We start from the raw sequence: 16,126 nt of genomic DNA, 5'->3' as shown, positions 1-16,126 counted from the left end.
GTGAGCGACGGCTCGGCGGTCCGGCCGAAAGGCCGGACCGCCGGATCCCGGTGCAGGACCGTTGATGTCCCGCTGGAGGAGGGTCAGTGGCTGTCGGTCAGGGACGACGACCCGTCGCCCGTGCCGGCGCCGGACTGGTCTCCCGCGCCCGCACCGGACTGATCCCCGGTGCCCGCACCCTCGCCGGTGCCACTCTGGTCGCCCGCCGAGGCGGACGGGTCGGCGGAGCCGCCGATCTGGTCGCCGCCGGCCTGGTCACCGGCGCCTGCCTGGTCCCCGGCCGAGGCCGACGGGTCGGCGGTGCCCGCCTGGTCACCCGCACCCGCCTGGTCACCCGCGCCGTTGCCGCCGTCGCCGAGCGTGGCGCCGGTGGCCTGCAGGGCGGCGGTGACCGGCTGGAAGAAGGTCTCGCCGCCGCTGGTGCAGTCGCCGCTGCCGCCGGAGGTGAGGCCGACCGCGCCGCCGTCCTGCGTGAACAGGGAGCCGCCGCTGTCGCCGGGCTCGGCGCAGACGTTGGTCTGGATGAGGCCGTTGACGGTGTCGACGCCGTTCGGGTCGGTCTCGCTCTGGAAGTTGACGGTGGCGTCGAGGCCGGTCACCTGGCCGTTGTGCAGCCCGGTGGTGGAGCCCATCCGGAACACGGTCTCGCCGACGGTGGCGTCCTGGGCCTGGGTGATCGGGACGGTCTGGCCGTTGCCGGTGTTGACCTCGCTGGGCGCCTGCGTGGTGGCGTCGTTGTACTTCACGAGCGAGAAGTCGTTGCCCGGGAACTTGGCCTGGTCCACGGTGGCGATGGGCTGGCCGTTCTGGGAGTCGGACCAGTCCTTGGCGGCGACCCCGCAGTGGCCGGCCGTCAGGAAGGCGGGGCTGCCGTCCGAGGCCTTGACGTTGAAGCCGAGGGAGCAGCGCACGTTGCCGCCCTGCACCTGGGAGAAGATGGCGTCGCCGCCGGAGACGAAGGTCTTGAAGGTGCCGGCGGACTTCTTCAGGGTCGCCATGCCGGAGCCGAGGCTCTGCACGGTCGACTGGAGCCGGTTCCACTTGGCGCCGGTGACGCTGGAGTCGGCGGTGACCACGACCTTGTTGGTGCGCGGATCCACGGCCCAGGCGGTGCCCGGGATGGTCGCCTTGGTCTTCAGCGTCCCTGCGGCGGCCTTGAGTTCGGAGGTGCTGTTCTCGACCTGGCGGACGATCGCCCCGGCCTTCTCCGCCTGCTGGACGATGTTGTCGTCACCGTTGACCACGTTGACGACCAGCTGCTTCTTGCCGCTGTCGTAGTAGGACCCGGCGAGGGCGTCACCGAGCGCCTTCTGCAGCTGTGCGGCGAGATCCGAGGCGTCCGAGGCCTTCAGGGTCTTCGCGCTACCGGCGGCGCCCGCCGCGTTGTTCTGGTCCTGTGACGCGTTGGCGTTCGGCAGCAGGAGGGCCGCCGCTCCGAGCGCCGCGACACCGCCCACCGCTATCGCGGCCTTGCGCTTGGGCATTCGCTTGTGACTCAAAATTCTCGACCTCCTGGGGACGGGGGTCTGCCGCTGTCGGGCAGTTGATCGGGGGCGCCTGGATGGCAGTAGGTACGGCCGGGTCATGCGGTGCGTTCAATTCCGTTCGCCAAGTTCCGCCCCCTGGAGGCGAATCGGCCACGCTCCGCGTGTCGCGCGGAGCAGCCGGGAACAATCCCCCATATGACGATGACCACCGCCGAAGCCGACAAGATCCTCTCCGCCAACTTCGCCCCCTGGGTGCTCGACCTCGGACTGTCCGTCCAGGCCTTGGGCGAGGACCGCGCGGTCCTGCGTCTGCCCTGGTCGGAGCGGCTGGCCCGGGAGGGTGGCGGACTGTCGGGGCAGGCGCTCATGGCAGCCGCCGACACGGCGACGGTGATCGCGGTCTCGGCCGCACGGGGCGGCTTCGTGCCGATGACGACCGTGCAGCAGTCGACGTCCTTCCAGCGGGCGGTGACCGGTTCGGATGTCCTGATCGAAGCGGTCCTGACCAAGCTGGGCCGGCGGATGGCGTTCGCGGACATCACGTTGACCGACGCCGCGTCAGGTGCGCTCGCGGCTCGCGCGAGCACGATCTATGCACTGATCGGTTGACACGTCCGTGCACTGACGGGCTGACACCTCTGCGCACTGACGGGCTGACACATCCATGCACTGACGGGCTGACACATCCATGCACTGACAGGGACACACTCAGCTACCGATCGGTAACGATCCGTTCCGATCGCTTACCGGAATCCCCGCTTCAGGGAATCTGCACATTGAATACTCAACCAAGTCACTGACGTCCCTGGTTCTGCACATCCGCGCGCCCCCCGGCACGCCTTTGGCGCCGAGTGCCGGATTCGCCGCCCGGCGGACAAGGGCCGCGTTGGGGCGATGCCGTGCGGCATGTGAAGGAGTCGCCGACAAGCCGTGCGCGCGCCTGCACGGTTGGGGCTCCGGGCGGGGCAAGTGCGCTGGTGAGAGGCCTGGTTGATTGGAAGCGCGGCCCGCGTGCGTGCTTTGATCCATCGCACCGCGGGGGTCCCCCGGGCTCCCGGATACGGGGGCTCCGGCACCCGCGGTCGCGGCCGTCGTCTGTCCCCAGAGGGGGCCGCTTCCCCCTTGTGAAATATCCATACGAAGGGAAGTTCCACCATGAACTCCACCCCCCAGGTTGAGACCGTCGAGATCTCGGACGCCGAGCTGGACAACGTCTCCGGCGGCCTTTCCGTGAACGCCCTGAACACCGTGACCGGCGCCGTCAACGGCGTGGCCCCGGTTTCCGGCGCGGTGGACACGGTCGTCGGCACCGTCGAGGGTGTCACCGGCCTCAACGTGGCCCCGATCACCGGCCTGGTCGCCGGTCTCTGATCGCACCTCGGTGTCACCGAAGTCCCGGAGCCGTCCCACGGCTCCGGGACTCTCGGGTGCCCGAAGGCGCCCGAAGCAGGTCGTAACCATGTCTCTCCTCGGGTGAGGGAAGTACCGTGCAGTTCCGCCAACAGGCCCTCGCCAAGCTCCAGTCGCCGGAGGAGCTGGACCTTCCGGTGCGGCTGGCCCGTCCGCAGGGCTGGCTCGCGCTCGGCGTCACCGTCGTCGTCATGGCGGCGGCCTCCGTGTGGGCGGTGACCGGCTCGGTCGCCTCCACGGTGAGCGCGCAGGCCATCCTCACCCACGGACAGGGCAGCTATCTGCTGCAGAGCCCCGTGGCCGGCCAGGTCACGGCCGTACTGGCCGAACAGGGCGAACGGCTGCCCGCGAACGCTCCCGTCCTCAAGGTGCGCACGAGTCAGGGCGATTCCGTGGTCCGCACGGTCGCCGCGGGCCGTGTCACCGCGCTCGCCGCCACCATCGGCCAGATCATCCAGACCGGTGCGAACATCGCGGCGGTGGAGAAGGTCGCCCACGCCTCCGACCCGCTGTACGCCACCGTCTACGTCCCCGCCGAGAACGCCGCCGCCATCCCGGCGCACGCCGCCGTGGACCTCACCGTGTCCTCGGTACCGACCCAGCGGTACGGCGTGCTGCGCGGGCAGGTGAAGTCGGTGGACCGGACCGCCCAGTCCGCCCAGTCGATCGCCGCGTTCCTCGGGGACAGCCAGCTGGGCGAGCAGTTCACGAAGAAGGGCCGCCCGGTGGCGGTCCTGGTCGCGCTCGACAGGTCGTCCGGCACGAAGAGCGGCTTCCGGTGGTCCTCCGCCGACGGGCCGCCGTACAAGCTCGACTCCATGACCCTCGCCTCCGGTTCCATCCGGCTGGCCGACCAGCGTCCCGTCGATTGGCTGCTGCCGTGAGCACCACTCAGGAAACCCGCGGCCGCAGACGGGCCGCCCCGGCCCGGCGCCCGGTCCCCAAGTCCCGCGGCGGCACGGTCCGTACGCCGACCGTGCTCCAGATGGAGGCCGTCGAGTGCGGCGCCGCCTCCCTCGCGATGGTGCTCGGCCACTACGGCCGGCACGTCCCGCTGGAGGAGCTGCGCATCGCCTGCGGTGTCTCCCGCGACGGCTCGCGCGCCAGCAACCTGCTGAAGGCGGCCCGCAGTTACGGCCTGACCGCCAAGGGCATGCAGATGGATCTGGCCGCCCTCGCCGAGGTGACGGCACCGGCAGTCCTCTTCTGGGAGTTCAACCACTACGTCGTCTACGACGGCATGGGCCGCCGCTTCGGCCGGCGCGGGGTGTACATCAACGACCCGGCGAAGGGCCGCCGGTTCGTGCCCATGGAGGAGTTCGACGGCAGCTTCACCGGTGTCGTGCTCGTGATGGAGCCCGGCGACGGCTTCACCAGGGGCGGACGCAAGGCCGGCGTGCTCGGCGCGATGCCGGCCCGGCTGCGCGGCACCGCGGGCACCCTGCCCGCCGCCGTGCTGGCCAGCCTGCTGCTGGTGGCGGTGGGCGCGGCGGTGCCCGCGCTCAGCCGTACCTACATCGACATGTTCCTCATCGGCGGCCAGACCTCGCTGCTGGGCGTGCTGTTCGCCTCGATGGCCACGTGTGTCCTGCTCACCCTGGTGCTGACCTGGCTCCAGCAGGCCAACCTGCTGCACGGCCGGATCATCTCCTCCACCCTCTCCAGCGCCCGGTTCCTGCGCCATCTGCTGCGGCTGCCGGTCACGTTCTTCTCCCAGCGCAGCCCGGCCGACCTGGTGCAGCGACTGCAGTCGAACGACCAGGTCGCCGAGACCCTGGCCCGCGACCTCGCGGCGGCCGGCGTGGACGCCGTCGTGGTCGTGCTGTACGCCGTGCTGCTGTACACCTACGACCCGCAGCTGACGTTCGTCGGCATCGGCGTGGCCCTGCTGAACGTGGTGGCGATGCGGCTGGTCGTACGGCTGCGCGCGACCCGCACGGCGAAGCTGCGCGCGGACACCGCACGGCTCACCAACACGTCGTACACCGGTCTCCAGCTGATCGAGACGATGAAGGCGACCGGCGGCGAGGACGGCTACTTCCGCAAGTGGGCCGGGCAGCACGCCACCACGCTGGAGGAGCAGCAGCGGCTCGGCGTGCCGAGCGCCTGGCTGGGTGTGGTCGCGCCGACGCTCGCCACGCTCAACAGCGCGCTCATCCTGTGGATCGGCGGAATGCGGGCGGTCGAGGGGCACATCTCGGTCGGCCTGCTGGTCGCCTTCCAGGCGCTGGTCACCCGCTTCACGGCGCCGCTCACCCGGCTCAACGGCGTGGCGGGCCGCATCCAGGACTTCGCGGCCGACGTGGCCCGGCTGAAGGATGTGGAGAACTTCCAGACCGACCCGCTCTACGCCCGCCCCGGCGGCGCCGACTCCACACGGCGGCTGCACGGGCACGTCGAGTTGGAGAACGTCACCTTCGGCTACAGCCCGCTGGACAAGCCGCTGCTGACCGGGTTCGACCTGACCGTGGGCCCCGGGCAGCAAGTGGCGCTGGTGGGCGGCTCGGGCAGCGGCAAGTCGACGGTGTCCCGACTGATCTCGGGTCTCTACGCGCCCTGGGACGGTGTGATCCGCATCGACGGCCGCCGGCTGGAGGACATCCCGCGCGGCGCGCTCGCCTCCTCGGTCTCCTTCGTGGACCAGGACGTGTTCCTCTTCGAGGGCTCGGTCCGCGACAACGTGGCCCTGTGGGACCCGTCGATCCCGGACGAGGCCGTGGTGGAGGCGCTGCGGGACGCGGCCCTGTACGACGTGGTGATGCGCCGCCCCGGCGGCGTCCACAGCAAGGTCGAGCAGGACGGCCGGAACTTCTCCGGCGGACAGCGCCAGCGCCTGGAGATCGCCCGGGCGTTGGTGCGGCGGCCCAGCATCCTCGTGCTGGACGAGGTGACCAGCGCGCTGGACGCGGAGACCGAGCTGGTCGTGATGGACAGCCTGCGCCGGCGCGGCTGCGCCTGTGTGGTGATCGCCCACCGGCTGAGCACCATCCGGGACAGCGACGAGATCGTGGTGCTCCAGCACGGCACGGTCGTCGAGCGCGGGCGGCACGAGGAGCTGGTGGCACGCGGCGGCGCGTACGCCGCACTGGTCAGGGAGCGGTGAGATGACGACCGTCGGCGAAGGCGACCTCGTTCAGGGTGCACTGGGGTCCATGGGCACACGCATCGACTGCGCGGGCTTCAACCGGCTGGACCTGGAAGGTCCGCAGGTGCTGTGGCTGGTCGCGGCCGGCGCCCTGGACCTGTTCGCGGTGGACGCCGCCCAGCAGGGCCACTGGCACCACCTCGGCCGGCTGGAGGCGGGCGCGCTGCTGCTCGGCCCGGTCGCCGGACCGCAGCACACCCTGGTGGCACGCCCGGCGCGGGACTGTGTGGTGCACCGGATCAACCTGCGCGAGCTGTACCAGCCGGCCCACACCCAGACGTGGTCGTACGACGAGTACGGCAACCCGCAGTACGTGCCCCCGGCGTCGAGTCCGCTGGAGTACGCGGTCGCGCTCGGCGTCGGCCGTGGTCTGTCCGTCCTCTTCCAGGCCCCGATGGCCGAGGAGCGGTCCGCCGCCCACGGGGGTGCCCCCGCGGGAGCTCGTTCGAGCGTGGGGGACGACGACGACGTGTTCTGGATGCAGGTGCCGCCGGGCAGCGTGCAGTACGGCTCGCTGTACGGCGCGGAGGCCGCCGCCGATCTGCTGATGGACCCGGGGCTGTGGCAGAGCATGGTCGACCAGCAGTACCGGCTGCTGACCGCGCTGGACCGGTGGATCGAGCAGCTGGAGCGCACGCACGAGACGCGAACGGCCGCCGGAATCAAGGCCGGTGAGGCGGTCCGCGCCCAGGCCGACCAGACCCTGCTCGCCTCCATCGGCAAGCGCTCGGCCCGCCGCACGACGGCCGCGGACGCCGACGCCGGCTACGCGGCCTGCAAGCTGGTCGCCGAGGCGGCCGGGATCACCCTGGCCGAGCCCGCGCAGAGCGGCACCGAGAGCGAACGCCTCGACCCGGTCGAGCGGGTGGCCCTGGCCTCCCGGGTGCGCACCCGGGCCGTCCGCCTGGACGGACGCTGGTGGCGGGAGAACGTGGGCCCGCTGGTGGGACACCGGGCGCTGTCCGGGGCGCCGGTCGCGCTGCTGTGGCGGCGTGGCGGCTATGTGGCCGTGCACCCGGGCACCGGACGCGAGACGCCGATCGAGAAGGCGAACGCGGAGGAGTTCGAACCGCGCGCGGTGATGTTCTACCGGCCGCTGCCCGAGCGGGGGCTCAGCCCGCTCGGGCTGCTGCGGTTCAGCCTGCGCGGCACCCGCGGTGACCTGCTCAACCTGATGCTCGCCGGGCTGGTGACGGTGGCGATCGGCGCACTGGTGCCGATCGCCACGGGCAAGGTGCTCGGCGAGTACGTGCCCAAGGCCCAGACGGGCCTGATCGTCCAGGTCTGTCTGGCGGTGATGATCAGCGGGGTCGTGTCGGCCGCGTTCACACTGCTGGAGAACCTGACCATCCTGCGTCTGGAGGGCCGTATCGAGTCGGCGCTCCAACCGGCCGTCTGGGACCGGCTGCTCAGGCTGCCGACCCGGTTCTTCACACAGCGCTCCACCGGTGAACTCGCCAGTGCCGCCATGGGCATCAGCGCGATCCGGCGGCTCCTGGCGGGCGTCGGCCCGGTGGTCGCGCAGTCGGTGACGGTCGGTGCGATGAACCTCGGTCTGCTGCTCTGGTACAGCGTGCCGATGGCGCTCGCGGCGATCGGCATGCTCGTCGTCATCGCGGCCGTGTTCCTGGGCCTGGGGCTGTGGCAGGTGCGCTGGCAGCGCCGTCTCGTGACGCTCGGCAACCAGCTGAACAACCAGTCGTTCCAGACGTTGCGCGGCCTGCCCAAACTGCGGGTCGCGGCGGCGGAGAACTACGCCTACGCCGCCTGGGCCGGGGAGTTCGCGCGCAGCCGGGAACTCCAGCAGAAGGTCGGCCGGATCAAGAACCTCACCACCGTGCTGGGCGCGGTCTATCTGCCGGTGTGCACCCTGCTGATGTTCATGCTGCTGGCCGGTCCGGCCAGGGGCGCGATGTCGGCGGCGGCCTTCCTCACCTTCAACACGTCGGTGACGATGGTGCTGACCTCGGTCACCCAGCTCACGGGTTCCTTCGTCTCGGCGGTCGCCGCGCTGCCGCTGTTCGAGGAGATCAAGCCGGTCCTGGACGCCAGGCCCGAGGTGCGCACGGCGAGCACCCGGCCCGGTCCGCTGTCCGGTGCGGTGGAGGCCCGCCGGCTGTCCTTCCGGTACGCCGACGACGGCCCGCTCGTCCTGGACGACGTGTCCTTCGCCGTCCGCCCGGGCGAGTTCGTGGCGATCGTCGGTCCCAGCGGCTGCGGCAAGTCCACGCTGCTGCGGCTGCTCATCGGCTTCGACAAGCCGGTCTCGGGCAGCGTCCTGTACGACGGGCAGGACCTGGCGGCCCTGGACCAGTCGGCGGTGCGCCGGCAGTGCGGGGTCGTGCTCCAGCACGCGCAGCCGTTCACCGGCTCCATCCTGGACGTCATCTGCGGCACCGAGCCGTACACGCCGGAGGAGGCGATGGCGGCGGCCGAGATGGCGGGTCTCGCGGAGGACATCAAGCGCATGCCGATGGGCCTGCACACGATCGTCGCGGGCAACGGCGCGATCTCCGGCGGGCAGCGGCAGCGTCTGATGATCGCCCAGGCGCTGATCCGGCACCCGCGCATCCTCTTCTTCGACGAGGCGACCAGTGCCCTCGACAACGACACCCAGCGCATCGTCATCGAGAGCACCCGCAAGCTCAACGCCACGCGCATCGTCATCGCCCACCGCCTGTCCACGGTGCTGGACGCGGACCGGGTCGTCGTCATGGAGGACGGCAAGGTCATCCAGCACGGCCCGCCCGCCCAACTGCTCGCGGACACCGGCGGGCGGCTGCACGAGCTGGTGCGCAGGCAGCTGGCGTAGAGCGTCCCGGCTCCGGTGACCGGGGTCGCCGCGCCGGTTCCCTCGGGCGACCATGGTTCCCGGGGGCAGCACGGGAGACGCTCATGACGGACACCGAGGTACTGATCGCCGGGGCGGGCCCGGTCGGCCTGACCGCCGCCCTCGAACTGAGCAGGCGGGGTGTCACGTGCCGGCTTGTCGACAGGCTTCCGGAGCGGTTGCCGTACGCCAAGGCGGTCGGGATCCAGCCGAGGACGCTGGAGGTCTGGGACCGGACGGGCGTGGCCCGCCCGGCCCTGGACGCGGCCGTCCCGCTGCGTGGACAGCTCACGTACGTGAACGGCGCCGAGCAGGGGCGCATGGAGCTGTCCCTGCCGCCGGAGGTGCCCTACGGGTTCGCGGCGCTGCCGCAGTACGAGACCGAGCGCGTCCTCGAAGAACGCCTGGTCTGCTACGGCGGACACATCGAGCGCGGCACGGAGCTGCTGTCCTTCGCCCAGGACGCCGACGGCGTCACCAACCGGCTGCGCACGGCGGCCGGCGAGGAGTTGGAGATCCGCTCGCTCTTCCTGGTCGGCTGCGACGGCGCGCACAGCGTCGTGCGCAAGACGCTGGGGCTCTCCTTCGAGGGCGGGGCGCTGCCGGAGGAGTACATGCTCGCGGACGTGGAGGTGGACTGGGACCTGGCACCGGGTTGGACCGTGCGCTCGATGCACCACGCCCCCGACGGAGAGGTGGACGACGTACTCGTGTGCATCCCGCTGCCCGGCCGGTGCCGCTACCGCATGTCCATGCGGGTCCCGCCGGAACTCTCGCTGCGGGACCGGCCGGAGGCGGGGGACGTGGTCGCCCACGGTCTGGAGACGGGGTGCGCCCCGCGCCTGGAGCACATCCAGGCGGTCCTGGACCGGCTGTCCCCATGGCCGACGACCGCGTCGGCGATGCGCTGGTCGTCGGTGTTCCGCATCAGCCACCGCATCGTGGACCGCTACGGCGAGGGCCGGGTCTTCGTGGCCGGCGACGCCGCGCACATCCATCCGCCGACCGGCGCCCAGGGCATGAACACCGGGATCCAGGACGCCTTCAACCTGGGGTGGAAGCTGGCCCTCGCGACGCGGGGCATCGCCCGCACAGGGCTGCTGGAGAGCTACCACGCCGAGCGCAAACCGGTCGGGGACGAAGTGGTGGGCCGCACCCTGCGGCACGCGGCGCAGGGCGTCCAGGCCGATCCGGACGATCCCGTGACCGTGGGACTGCGGGAGGCACAGTTGCTGGTCGCCTACCCGGACAGTCCGCTGGTCGAGCCTGGCTCCGCCGCCGGCCCGGGTCCGGCGGCGGGCGAGCGCGCACCGGACTGCGGCGGTCTGCTGGACCCGCTCGCGACCTTCCCGCTGCGCCTGTACGACGTGCTGCGCGAGCGCGACCACGTCCTGCTGCTGCATGCGGACTGCGCCGACGGGACCAAGGGCTTCGAGCAACTGGCCCACACGGCGCGCGGTCTCACGCATGACCGGCTGACCTGTTACTGCGTAATGCCGGAAGGCGTGGACTGCGGCCCGCTCCCCTTCCCGGTGCTGCGTGACAGCCGTGGTGAGTTCCGGGAGCGGTACGCAGCCGGCGGGAGCGAGGCGTTCCTCGTACGCCCGGACGGGTATCTCGGCGCGCGGGTGTCCCCGGCCGACCCCGGGCCTCTCTCCGCGGCGCTCACCCGGGTGTTCGCCTGTCGGTCCGGGCCTGAGGGTCAGTCCAGGCCCGGCACCGGCGCACCCGAGGGCACTCCGGCTCCGACGTAGCCGTCGTAGAACGCCTTCCAGGGCGCGCTCGCCCCTGCGTGGGGCCCCGCGAAGCGCTCGCCGCGGGCCTTGGCGTCCAGAGCGGCGAGGCAGACCTCCCAGCCGGCGCCGTTGCGGGCGGCGGTGTTCTCGGCGGCGAGGACGTTGGTGAGGGTGAACCGGGTGCGTCCCTCGCCCGCCTCCTCCAGGTCGAAGTGGAGTTCGTCGCCGCCCCACGCGAAGGAGAGGTGGCGGGGCGGGTCGACGGCGAGCACCTTGCCGGTGGACTCCGGCATGTTGGGGTCGCCGCTGAACCGGATGGCTCCGCCGGGGCGCAGGTCCATCTCGGCGCGGGAGGGGAACCACGCGGCGAGTTCGTCCGGGTCGGTCACGAAGTGCCAGACGCGGTCGACGGGGTGGTCGTAGGTGCGGCTGAAGCGGACGGCGGAGCGGCCGTCGTCGAGGGTCAGGTAGGTGCCGGTGAGGTCGACGGACATGGTGCTCGGTCCTTCGCGATGGGGGGTCTCAGGTGTCGTCCGGCGTATCGCCCGTCTCGTCGAGGCGGCGGCCCAGCGCGTCGAGGCTGGTGTTCCACAGCCTGCGGTACGGCGCGAGCCAGGCGTCGAGGGCGGCGATCGGGGCCGGGTCGAGAGCGTAGACGCGGCGCTGCGCGTCCTGCCTGACCCGCACCAGACCCGCCTCGCGCAGCACCTTCAGATGCTTGGAGGTGCTCGGCTGGCTCAGTCCGCATGCCTCCACGATCTCCCCGACGGGCCGGGGCCGCTCCAGGAGCAGAGCGACGATGGCCCGCCGGTGGGGGTCGGCGAGAGCGGTCCAGAGCGCGGCGTCGGACATGAGACCAATATGCCTCTGCAGTTATATTCCAGTCAAGGAATGTACGGTTCCGGGGCCCCGGGGACGGGAGCCTCAGAAGTTGGAGATCACACTGGTCAGCACCTCACTGAGGATCTTCGGGTCCTTGGCGTCGTAGGCGTGCGCCCCGGTGGCGGCGGCGATCTCCTCCAGCACGGTCCTGCCGTTCGCGTCCTGCTGGTCGGCCTCCGAGCCGTAGGCCACGGTGAACACGCGGACCCGCTTGTCCGGGCTGCCGATCCTGGCGAGCACGTCCTTGAGGGTCGGCGTGTCCGGCACGCCCTCGTTACGGCCGTCGGTGAGCAGCACGATGGCGTTGATGGCCGACGGGTCGTAGTCCTTGCGCATGGAGTCCACCGCCGCGTCGACCGTGCCGTACAGGCCGGTCGCGCCATCGGGGACAAGGCCGTTCACCTCGTCCTTGAGTTCGGCGCGGCGGGTCAGGCCGCGGTGGTCCGTCAGCTTCTCCCCCATCGGACCGATGTCCACCAAGGGGAGGTAGTGATGCTTGCCGCCCAGATTGGCCGCGTTCGAGAACTCCCACAGTCCGACGCGATCGGTGGCGGCGAAGCCGCCGAACAGGGCCGGTTCGGCCTGCTGCAGCAGCTCCATCTTGGTCCGGCCGGTGCCCGGAACCTTGTCGTCCATCGACTTGGAGGTGTCGATGACCACGAGCACGTTGGCCCTGCGGCGCAGACTCGCCCACACCTTCTGCAGCCGGGCGAGCACCTTGCCGTCGGGCGCGTCGTAGCCCTTGACCTGCGGGGCTTCGAGAGCGCCGTGATCCTGGTCGATCCCGGTGCGAGGGAGGACTTTGTTCTTGTAGGTCCGGTAGCCGTACGGCGCGAAGTACTTCCGGTACACGTCGGTGCTGTGCAGGTAGGCCAGGAAGTCGTCCGACACCTTCTGCTTCGCCTTGCTCATGCCCCCCAGCTGGACGTAGGGGTGGTCGCTGGCCGGGTCGCTGTCCTTCGGGTAGAAGGAGACGAGGGGCGTCTTCGGCTTGCCCCGCCGCTCACAGCCGCGCGCGTAGCTGTAGGCCCCACAGGGATACCCCTTGTTGTAGGCGACGACCGCACTCTCCTCGACCGTCACGGCCGAGATGTACTTGAGCACCTCCTCGCGGCCGCCCCTGTCATCGGCGGCACGCAGATTGGCGAGGAAGGTCAGCGTGGTGTCACCGTAGTGGACCACGGACTTCTCGATGTTCCGGACGAAGGCCTGGTTGGCGGACGAATCGACGTCGCGGATGGACAGCTCGCCGGTGGTGCCCGTCTTCGCGTAGAAGGCGCCGATGGTGGCGTTCAGCCCGGACGTGGAGTAGTCGGGGTTCGTCTTCCCCAGTTTGAGGGCGCCCCACTGCTTGTTTCCGTGCTCCCCCCAGAAGTGCGTGGGGTCCTCGGCCCACTTCGCCAGGTCGCTCCAGCCGATGGTGGCCTCCGGCCACCCCATGGTCTGCGCCATCGGCTCGGGCATCGCGATGGTCAGCGGGCTGGTCACGATGGACTGCGGCTCGCCCTCCGGCAGGAGTTGCCGCCCTGCACTCGACACGCGGGCCAGGTCGATCCACTCGCTGCCGGCCGGCGACCACACGTCGGGGCGCGGCCCGTCGTCCTCGGGCCAGCCTTGGCGCAGGGCGCGCATGGCGGTGCCGGAGTTGACGGACGACACCTCGATCTTCACACAGGTGCCGTCGGGGCTTCGCCGCGGCCGGTAGGCGCGGGCGGCGTCGCTCAGGGACTTCGAGAGGTCGATGGACGCGGCGACGTGCAGCTTGACGCGGGCCTGAGACAGCGAGCAGGACTCCAGCGTCGAGTTCTTGTCCGAAGTGTCGGAATCGGCCGTGGTCTTGAGCAGGACGGCGACCAGCACTGCGACCACGGCCACCGCACCACAGGCCATGAGGGTGGCACGGGTACGCCTCGAGGGCTGCGCCCTCCTGCCTATGCGGATGCGGGACAGCAGCGGCTGCCGGCGGCGGGGCGGGGGCGCGGCGGGCGGCTTCCCCTGCTTCACCCTCCCGGACTCGTCGGCCCCGGCAGCCGACGCGCCCAGGAGCTCCTGGGACACCGAACCCGCCCTGGAGCCACCGCCGACACGCCCTCCGTCAGGGAGAGTCGGAGTCCCGTTCTCGGGCGGCAGCGAAGCGAGGATCCGCACGGCCACCGCGGCCGCACTCCATGCCGCGATCTCCTGGGAACCACCCGCGTCCGCCCGGCGCTTGCCCCCGTCGGCCTTGTCGCTGATCCCACGGATCGTCAGCGTGTCGATTCCGCCGACGATCTGGGCGGCCCGGCGCACGCCGGCGCTCTCCATCTCGATCGCGACGGCATCGTCGTAGTTGCCGCGCAGCAGGTCGCCCAGTTCGGAGTCCTCCCGGTCGAGCACGACATTCCCGGAGGCGATCGGCGCGACCCTCACCCGGCCCGCGATCTCACGCCCGAAGGCCATGTGCCTGACGTGCTGCAGGAGCCACCACGGCGCCTCCCATTCACGGGGCCGGTAATGGCCGCCGTCCGGGCTCTGCTTCTCGCGGTAGTCGTAGATGCGCTCGCCGATGACGACATCGCCGATCCCCACGCCGTCCTTCAAGCCGCCGGCGACGCCGACGAAGAACAGCACCCTCGGCCGGTACAGGTCGTGGGCGTGCTTGGTGACCACGGCCGCGTTGTCGTTACCGGGCCCGGTCTGCGCCAGGACGACGGTCCACGCGGTGCCGGGCAGCCGGCCCCGCTCGAAGATCGTGCCGCCCTCGACGTCCCTGGTGAGGTCCTCGAGTCGACCCTTCACCGCGTCGTACTCGACCTGCAGCGCGGTCAGGATCACCGCGACGGGACCAGAAGAAATGTTTACCACCTGTAACCGATTCTCGACTCAGAGCCCCCATGCCGACGGCGCCACCGTAGCGGACACCAACGCCCCAGGGGGCCAGGTCGGACCACCCCGGAAAACGAAACGTTGCCGTTTCGCTGAAACTCCCCTAGGCTCGATGTGTACGAAACGGTTTCGTTTACGCCGTTGTCGCGCATCCTCCTCGAACTCCTCGAACGACTTCCCTGGAGTGGTTCCCCATGCCCCAGAACACCCTGACCGAGGGCCCCCGCACGGGGGCCCTCGCGAAGGCCCGCGCCGAGGCCTCGGGCAAGCGGTGGTGGATCCTCACGATCATCGCCGTCGCCCAGCTGATGGTGGTCCTCGACGCCACGATCGTGAACATCGCCCTGCCGTCCGCCCAGGCCGACCTCGGCTTCTCCGACGACAGCCGGCAGTGGATCGTGACCGCCTACGCGCTGGCCTTCGCCTCACTGCTGCTGCTCGGCGGGCGGATCGCCGACCTCTTCGGCCGCAAGCCCGCCTTCCTCGTCGGCGTCGTCGGATTCGCCGCGGCCTCCGCGCTCGGCGGTGCCGCCAACGGCTTCACCATGCTGGTCGTCGCCCGCGCCCTGCAGGGCGCCTTCGGTGCGCTGCTCGCCCCGGCCGCGCTGTCCCTGCTCAACACCACCTTCACCGACGCCCGGGAACGGGCGCGCGCGTTCAGCGTGTACGGCGCCATCGCCGGCGCCGGCGGCGCGGTCGGCCTGCTGCTCGGCGGTGTGCTGACCGACGCGCTCGACTGGCGCTGGACCCTGTACGTGAACGTGGCCATCGCGGTCGTCGCCTTCGTCGGCGGCTGGGTGCTGCTCGGCAACCACCGTGACGCGGCGAACGCCAAGCTGGACGTGCCGGGCACGGTCCTGGTCGCCGCCGGTCTGTTCGCCCTGGTGTACGGCTTCTCCAACGCCGAGACCCATGACTGGGGATCGCCCCTGACCTGGGGCTTCCTGATCGCAGGCGGACTCCTGCTGGCGGCGTTCGCCTGGTGGCAGACCCGAGCCGCGCACCCGCTGCTGCCGCTGCGCATCCTGCTCGACCGCGACCGGGGCGCCTCGTTCTTCGCGGTGCTGATCACCGGCGCGGGCATGTTCGGTGTCTTCCTCTTCCTGACCTACTACCTCCAGCTCAACCTCGGCTTCAGCCCCACCAAGACCGGCGTGGCGTTCCTGCCGATGGTCGGCGCCCTGATGGTGACCGCGCAGGTCGGCACCACGGTCCTGATGCCCCGGATCGGTCCGAAGGCGGTCATCCCGCTGGGCTTCGCGATCGCCACGGCCGGCATGGCTTGGCTCACCGGTATCGGGCTCGGCTCCCACTACCTCAGTGCGGTGCTGCCGCAGCTGATCGTGATCGGCGTGGGCCTCGGCATGGTCATGCCGCCGGCCATGCAGCTGGCCACCGGCGGGGTGGCGGCCGAGGACGCGGGTGTCGCCTCGGCGACCGTCAACGCGATGCAGCAGGTGGGCGGTTCGATCGGCACGGCCCTGCTGAGCACCCTCGCCTCGAGCGCCGCCACCGACTACCTGTCGGGCCACAACCCCGCGAGCAAGCCGGTGCAGGCGCAGGCGACGATCGAGAGCTACACCACAGCCTTCTTGTGGTCGGCGGGTCTCTTCGCCGCGGGCACGGTCATAGCGTTCCTGCTCTACCGGCCCGGGGTGCCGAAGCAGGACGCCGGGGCCGCACCCGTCGTCCACATGTAGGACCGGGTTCCATGGTCCGAGGGGCCGCCGTCAGCAGGGAGGCGGCGGCCCCTCTGGGCTGTCATGGTGGA

11 protein-coding genes are annotated in these 16,126 nt (G+C 71.1%); 7 read left to right on the top strand and 4 right to left on the bottom strand.

Translation table 11 applies throughout. The features are described from left to right. Positions 1-83 precede the first annotated feature (83 nt). Positions 84-1,484 carry an alpha-lytic protease prodomain-containing protein gene (locus ACIF83_RS42365; RefSeq protein ID WP_399735655.1) on the bottom strand — a complete coding sequence of 467 codons (1,401 nt, stop codon included), beginning with the start codon at positions 1,482-1,484 and terminating at the stop codon, positions 84-86. Positions 1,485-1,682: 198 nt separating this feature from the next. On the opposite strand from ACIF83_RS42365, the gene ACIF83_RS42360 reads away from it, so the two are divergent. From ACIF83_RS42360 to ACIF83_RS42335, 6 genes are all read left to right on the top strand, one after another. After that, positions 1,683-2,096: a PaaI family thioesterase gene (locus ACIF83_RS42360; RefSeq protein WP_393477829.1), complete on the top strand. Its 414-nt coding sequence runs from the start codon at positions 1,683-1,685 to the stop codon at positions 2,094-2,096. 546 nt (positions 2,097-2,642) lie between these two features. Beyond that, on the top strand, positions 2,643-2,858 hold the full coding sequence (locus ACIF83_RS42355) for a type A2 lantipeptide (RefSeq protein ID WP_381659643.1): 216 nt from the start codon (positions 2,643-2,645) through the stop codon (positions 2,856-2,858). A 116-nt stretch (positions 2,859-2,974) separates the two neighbouring features. Continuing rightward, positions 2,975-3,781: an HlyD family efflux transporter periplasmic adaptor subunit gene (locus ACIF83_RS42350; RefSeq protein ID WP_393477826.1), complete on the top strand. Its 807-nt coding sequence runs from the start codon at positions 2,975-2,977 to the stop codon at positions 3,779-3,781. Further along, positions 3,778-6,000: an NHLP family bacteriocin export ABC transporter peptidase/permease/ATPase subunit gene (locus ACIF83_RS42345; protein ID WP_399735590.1), complete on the top strand. Its 2,223-nt coding sequence runs from the start codon at positions 3,778-3,780 to the stop codon at positions 5,998-6,000. The genes ACIF83_RS42350 and ACIF83_RS42345 overlap by 4 nt, the downstream gene beginning before the upstream one ends. A 1-nt stretch (position 6,001) precedes the next feature. Beyond that, positions 6,002-8,854 carry an NHLP bacteriocin export ABC transporter permease/ATPase subunit gene (locus ACIF83_RS42340; protein WP_399735587.1) on the top strand — a complete coding sequence of 951 codons (2,853 nt, stop codon included), beginning with the start codon at positions 6,002-6,004 and terminating at the stop codon, positions 8,852-8,854. 83 nt (positions 8,855-8,937) lie between these two features. Beyond that, positions 8,938-10,626, top strand: coding sequence for an FAD-dependent monooxygenase (locus ACIF83_RS42335; RefSeq protein WP_399735584.1), 1,689 nt, complete (start codon positions 8,938-8,940; stop codon positions 10,624-10,626). Here the strand turns inward: ACIF83_RS42335 and ACIF83_RS42330 are convergent. The 3 genes from ACIF83_RS42330 to ACIF83_RS42320 all read right to left on the bottom strand — a co-directional run bounded on the left by ACIF83_RS42330 (position 10,575) and on the right by ACIF83_RS42320 (position 14,304). Next, entirely contained in the window at positions 10,575-11,102 is a 528-nt protein-coding gene (locus ACIF83_RS42330) for an SRPBCC family protein (RefSeq protein WP_399735581.1), read from the bottom strand. The two genes, ACIF83_RS42335 and ACIF83_RS42330, sit on opposite strands and share 52 nt — an antisense overlap. A 28-nt stretch (positions 11,103-11,130) precedes the next feature. Beyond that, entirely contained in the window at positions 11,131-11,460 is a 330-nt protein-coding gene (locus ACIF83_RS42325; protein ID WP_399735578.1) for an ArsR/SmtB family transcription factor, read from the bottom strand. Between the two features lie 72 nt (positions 11,461-11,532). Then, positions 11,533-14,304 (bottom strand): substrate-binding domain-containing protein, encoded by a 2,772-nt coding sequence (locus ACIF83_RS42320; RefSeq protein WP_399735575.1) that lies wholly within the window; start codon positions 14,302-14,304, stop codon positions 11,533-11,535. Positions 14,305-14,549: 245 nt separating this feature from the next. On the opposite strand from ACIF83_RS42320, the gene ACIF83_RS42315 reads away from it, so the two are divergent. Continuing rightward, positions 14,550-16,055, top strand: a complete 1,506-nt coding sequence (locus ACIF83_RS42315) for an MFS transporter (protein ID WP_399735572.1) — start codon at positions 14,550-14,552, stop codon at positions 16,053-16,055. Positions 16,056-16,126: the final 71 nt, after the last annotated feature.

This window comes from Streptomyces sp. NPDC085866, assembly GCF_044541035.1.
Taxonomy (GTDB): Bacteria; Actinomycetota; Actinomycetes; order Streptomycetales; family Streptomycetaceae; genus Streptomyces.
Note: the sequence above shows the minus strand (reverse complement) of the source record. Positions and strands in the feature narration are given on the sequence as shown.

Coding starts and splice junctions, on each gene's coding strand:
- ACIF83_RS42365 (WP_399735655.1), bottom strand. CDS start 1,484: ATGCCCAAGCGCAAGGCCGCGATAGCGGTGGGCGGTGTCGCGGCGCTC.
- ACIF83_RS42360 (WP_393477829.1), top strand. CDS start 1,683: ATGACGATGACCACCGCCGAAGCCGACAAGATCCTCTCCGCCAACTTC.
- ACIF83_RS42355 (WP_381659643.1), top strand. CDS start 2,643: ATGAACTCCACCCCCCAGGTTGAGACCGTCGAGATCTCGGACGCCGAG.
- ACIF83_RS42340 (WP_399735587.1), top strand. CDS start 6,002: ATGACGACCGTCGGCGAAGGCGACCTCGTTCAGGGTGCACTGGGGTCC.
- ACIF83_RS42335 (WP_399735584.1), top strand. CDS start 8,938: ATGACGGACACCGAGGTACTGATCGCCGGGGCGGGCCCGGTCGGCCTG.
- ACIF83_RS42330 (WP_399735581.1), bottom strand. CDS start 11,102: ATGTCCGTCGACCTCACCGGCACCTACCTGACCCTCGACGACGGCCGC.
- ACIF83_RS42325 (WP_399735578.1), bottom strand. CDS start 11,460: ATGTCCGACGCCGCGCTCTGGACCGCTCTCGCCGACCCCCACCGGCGG.
- ACIF83_RS42315 (WP_399735572.1), top strand. CDS start 14,550: ATGCCCCAGAACACCCTGACCGAGGGCCCCCGCACGGGGGCCCTCGCG.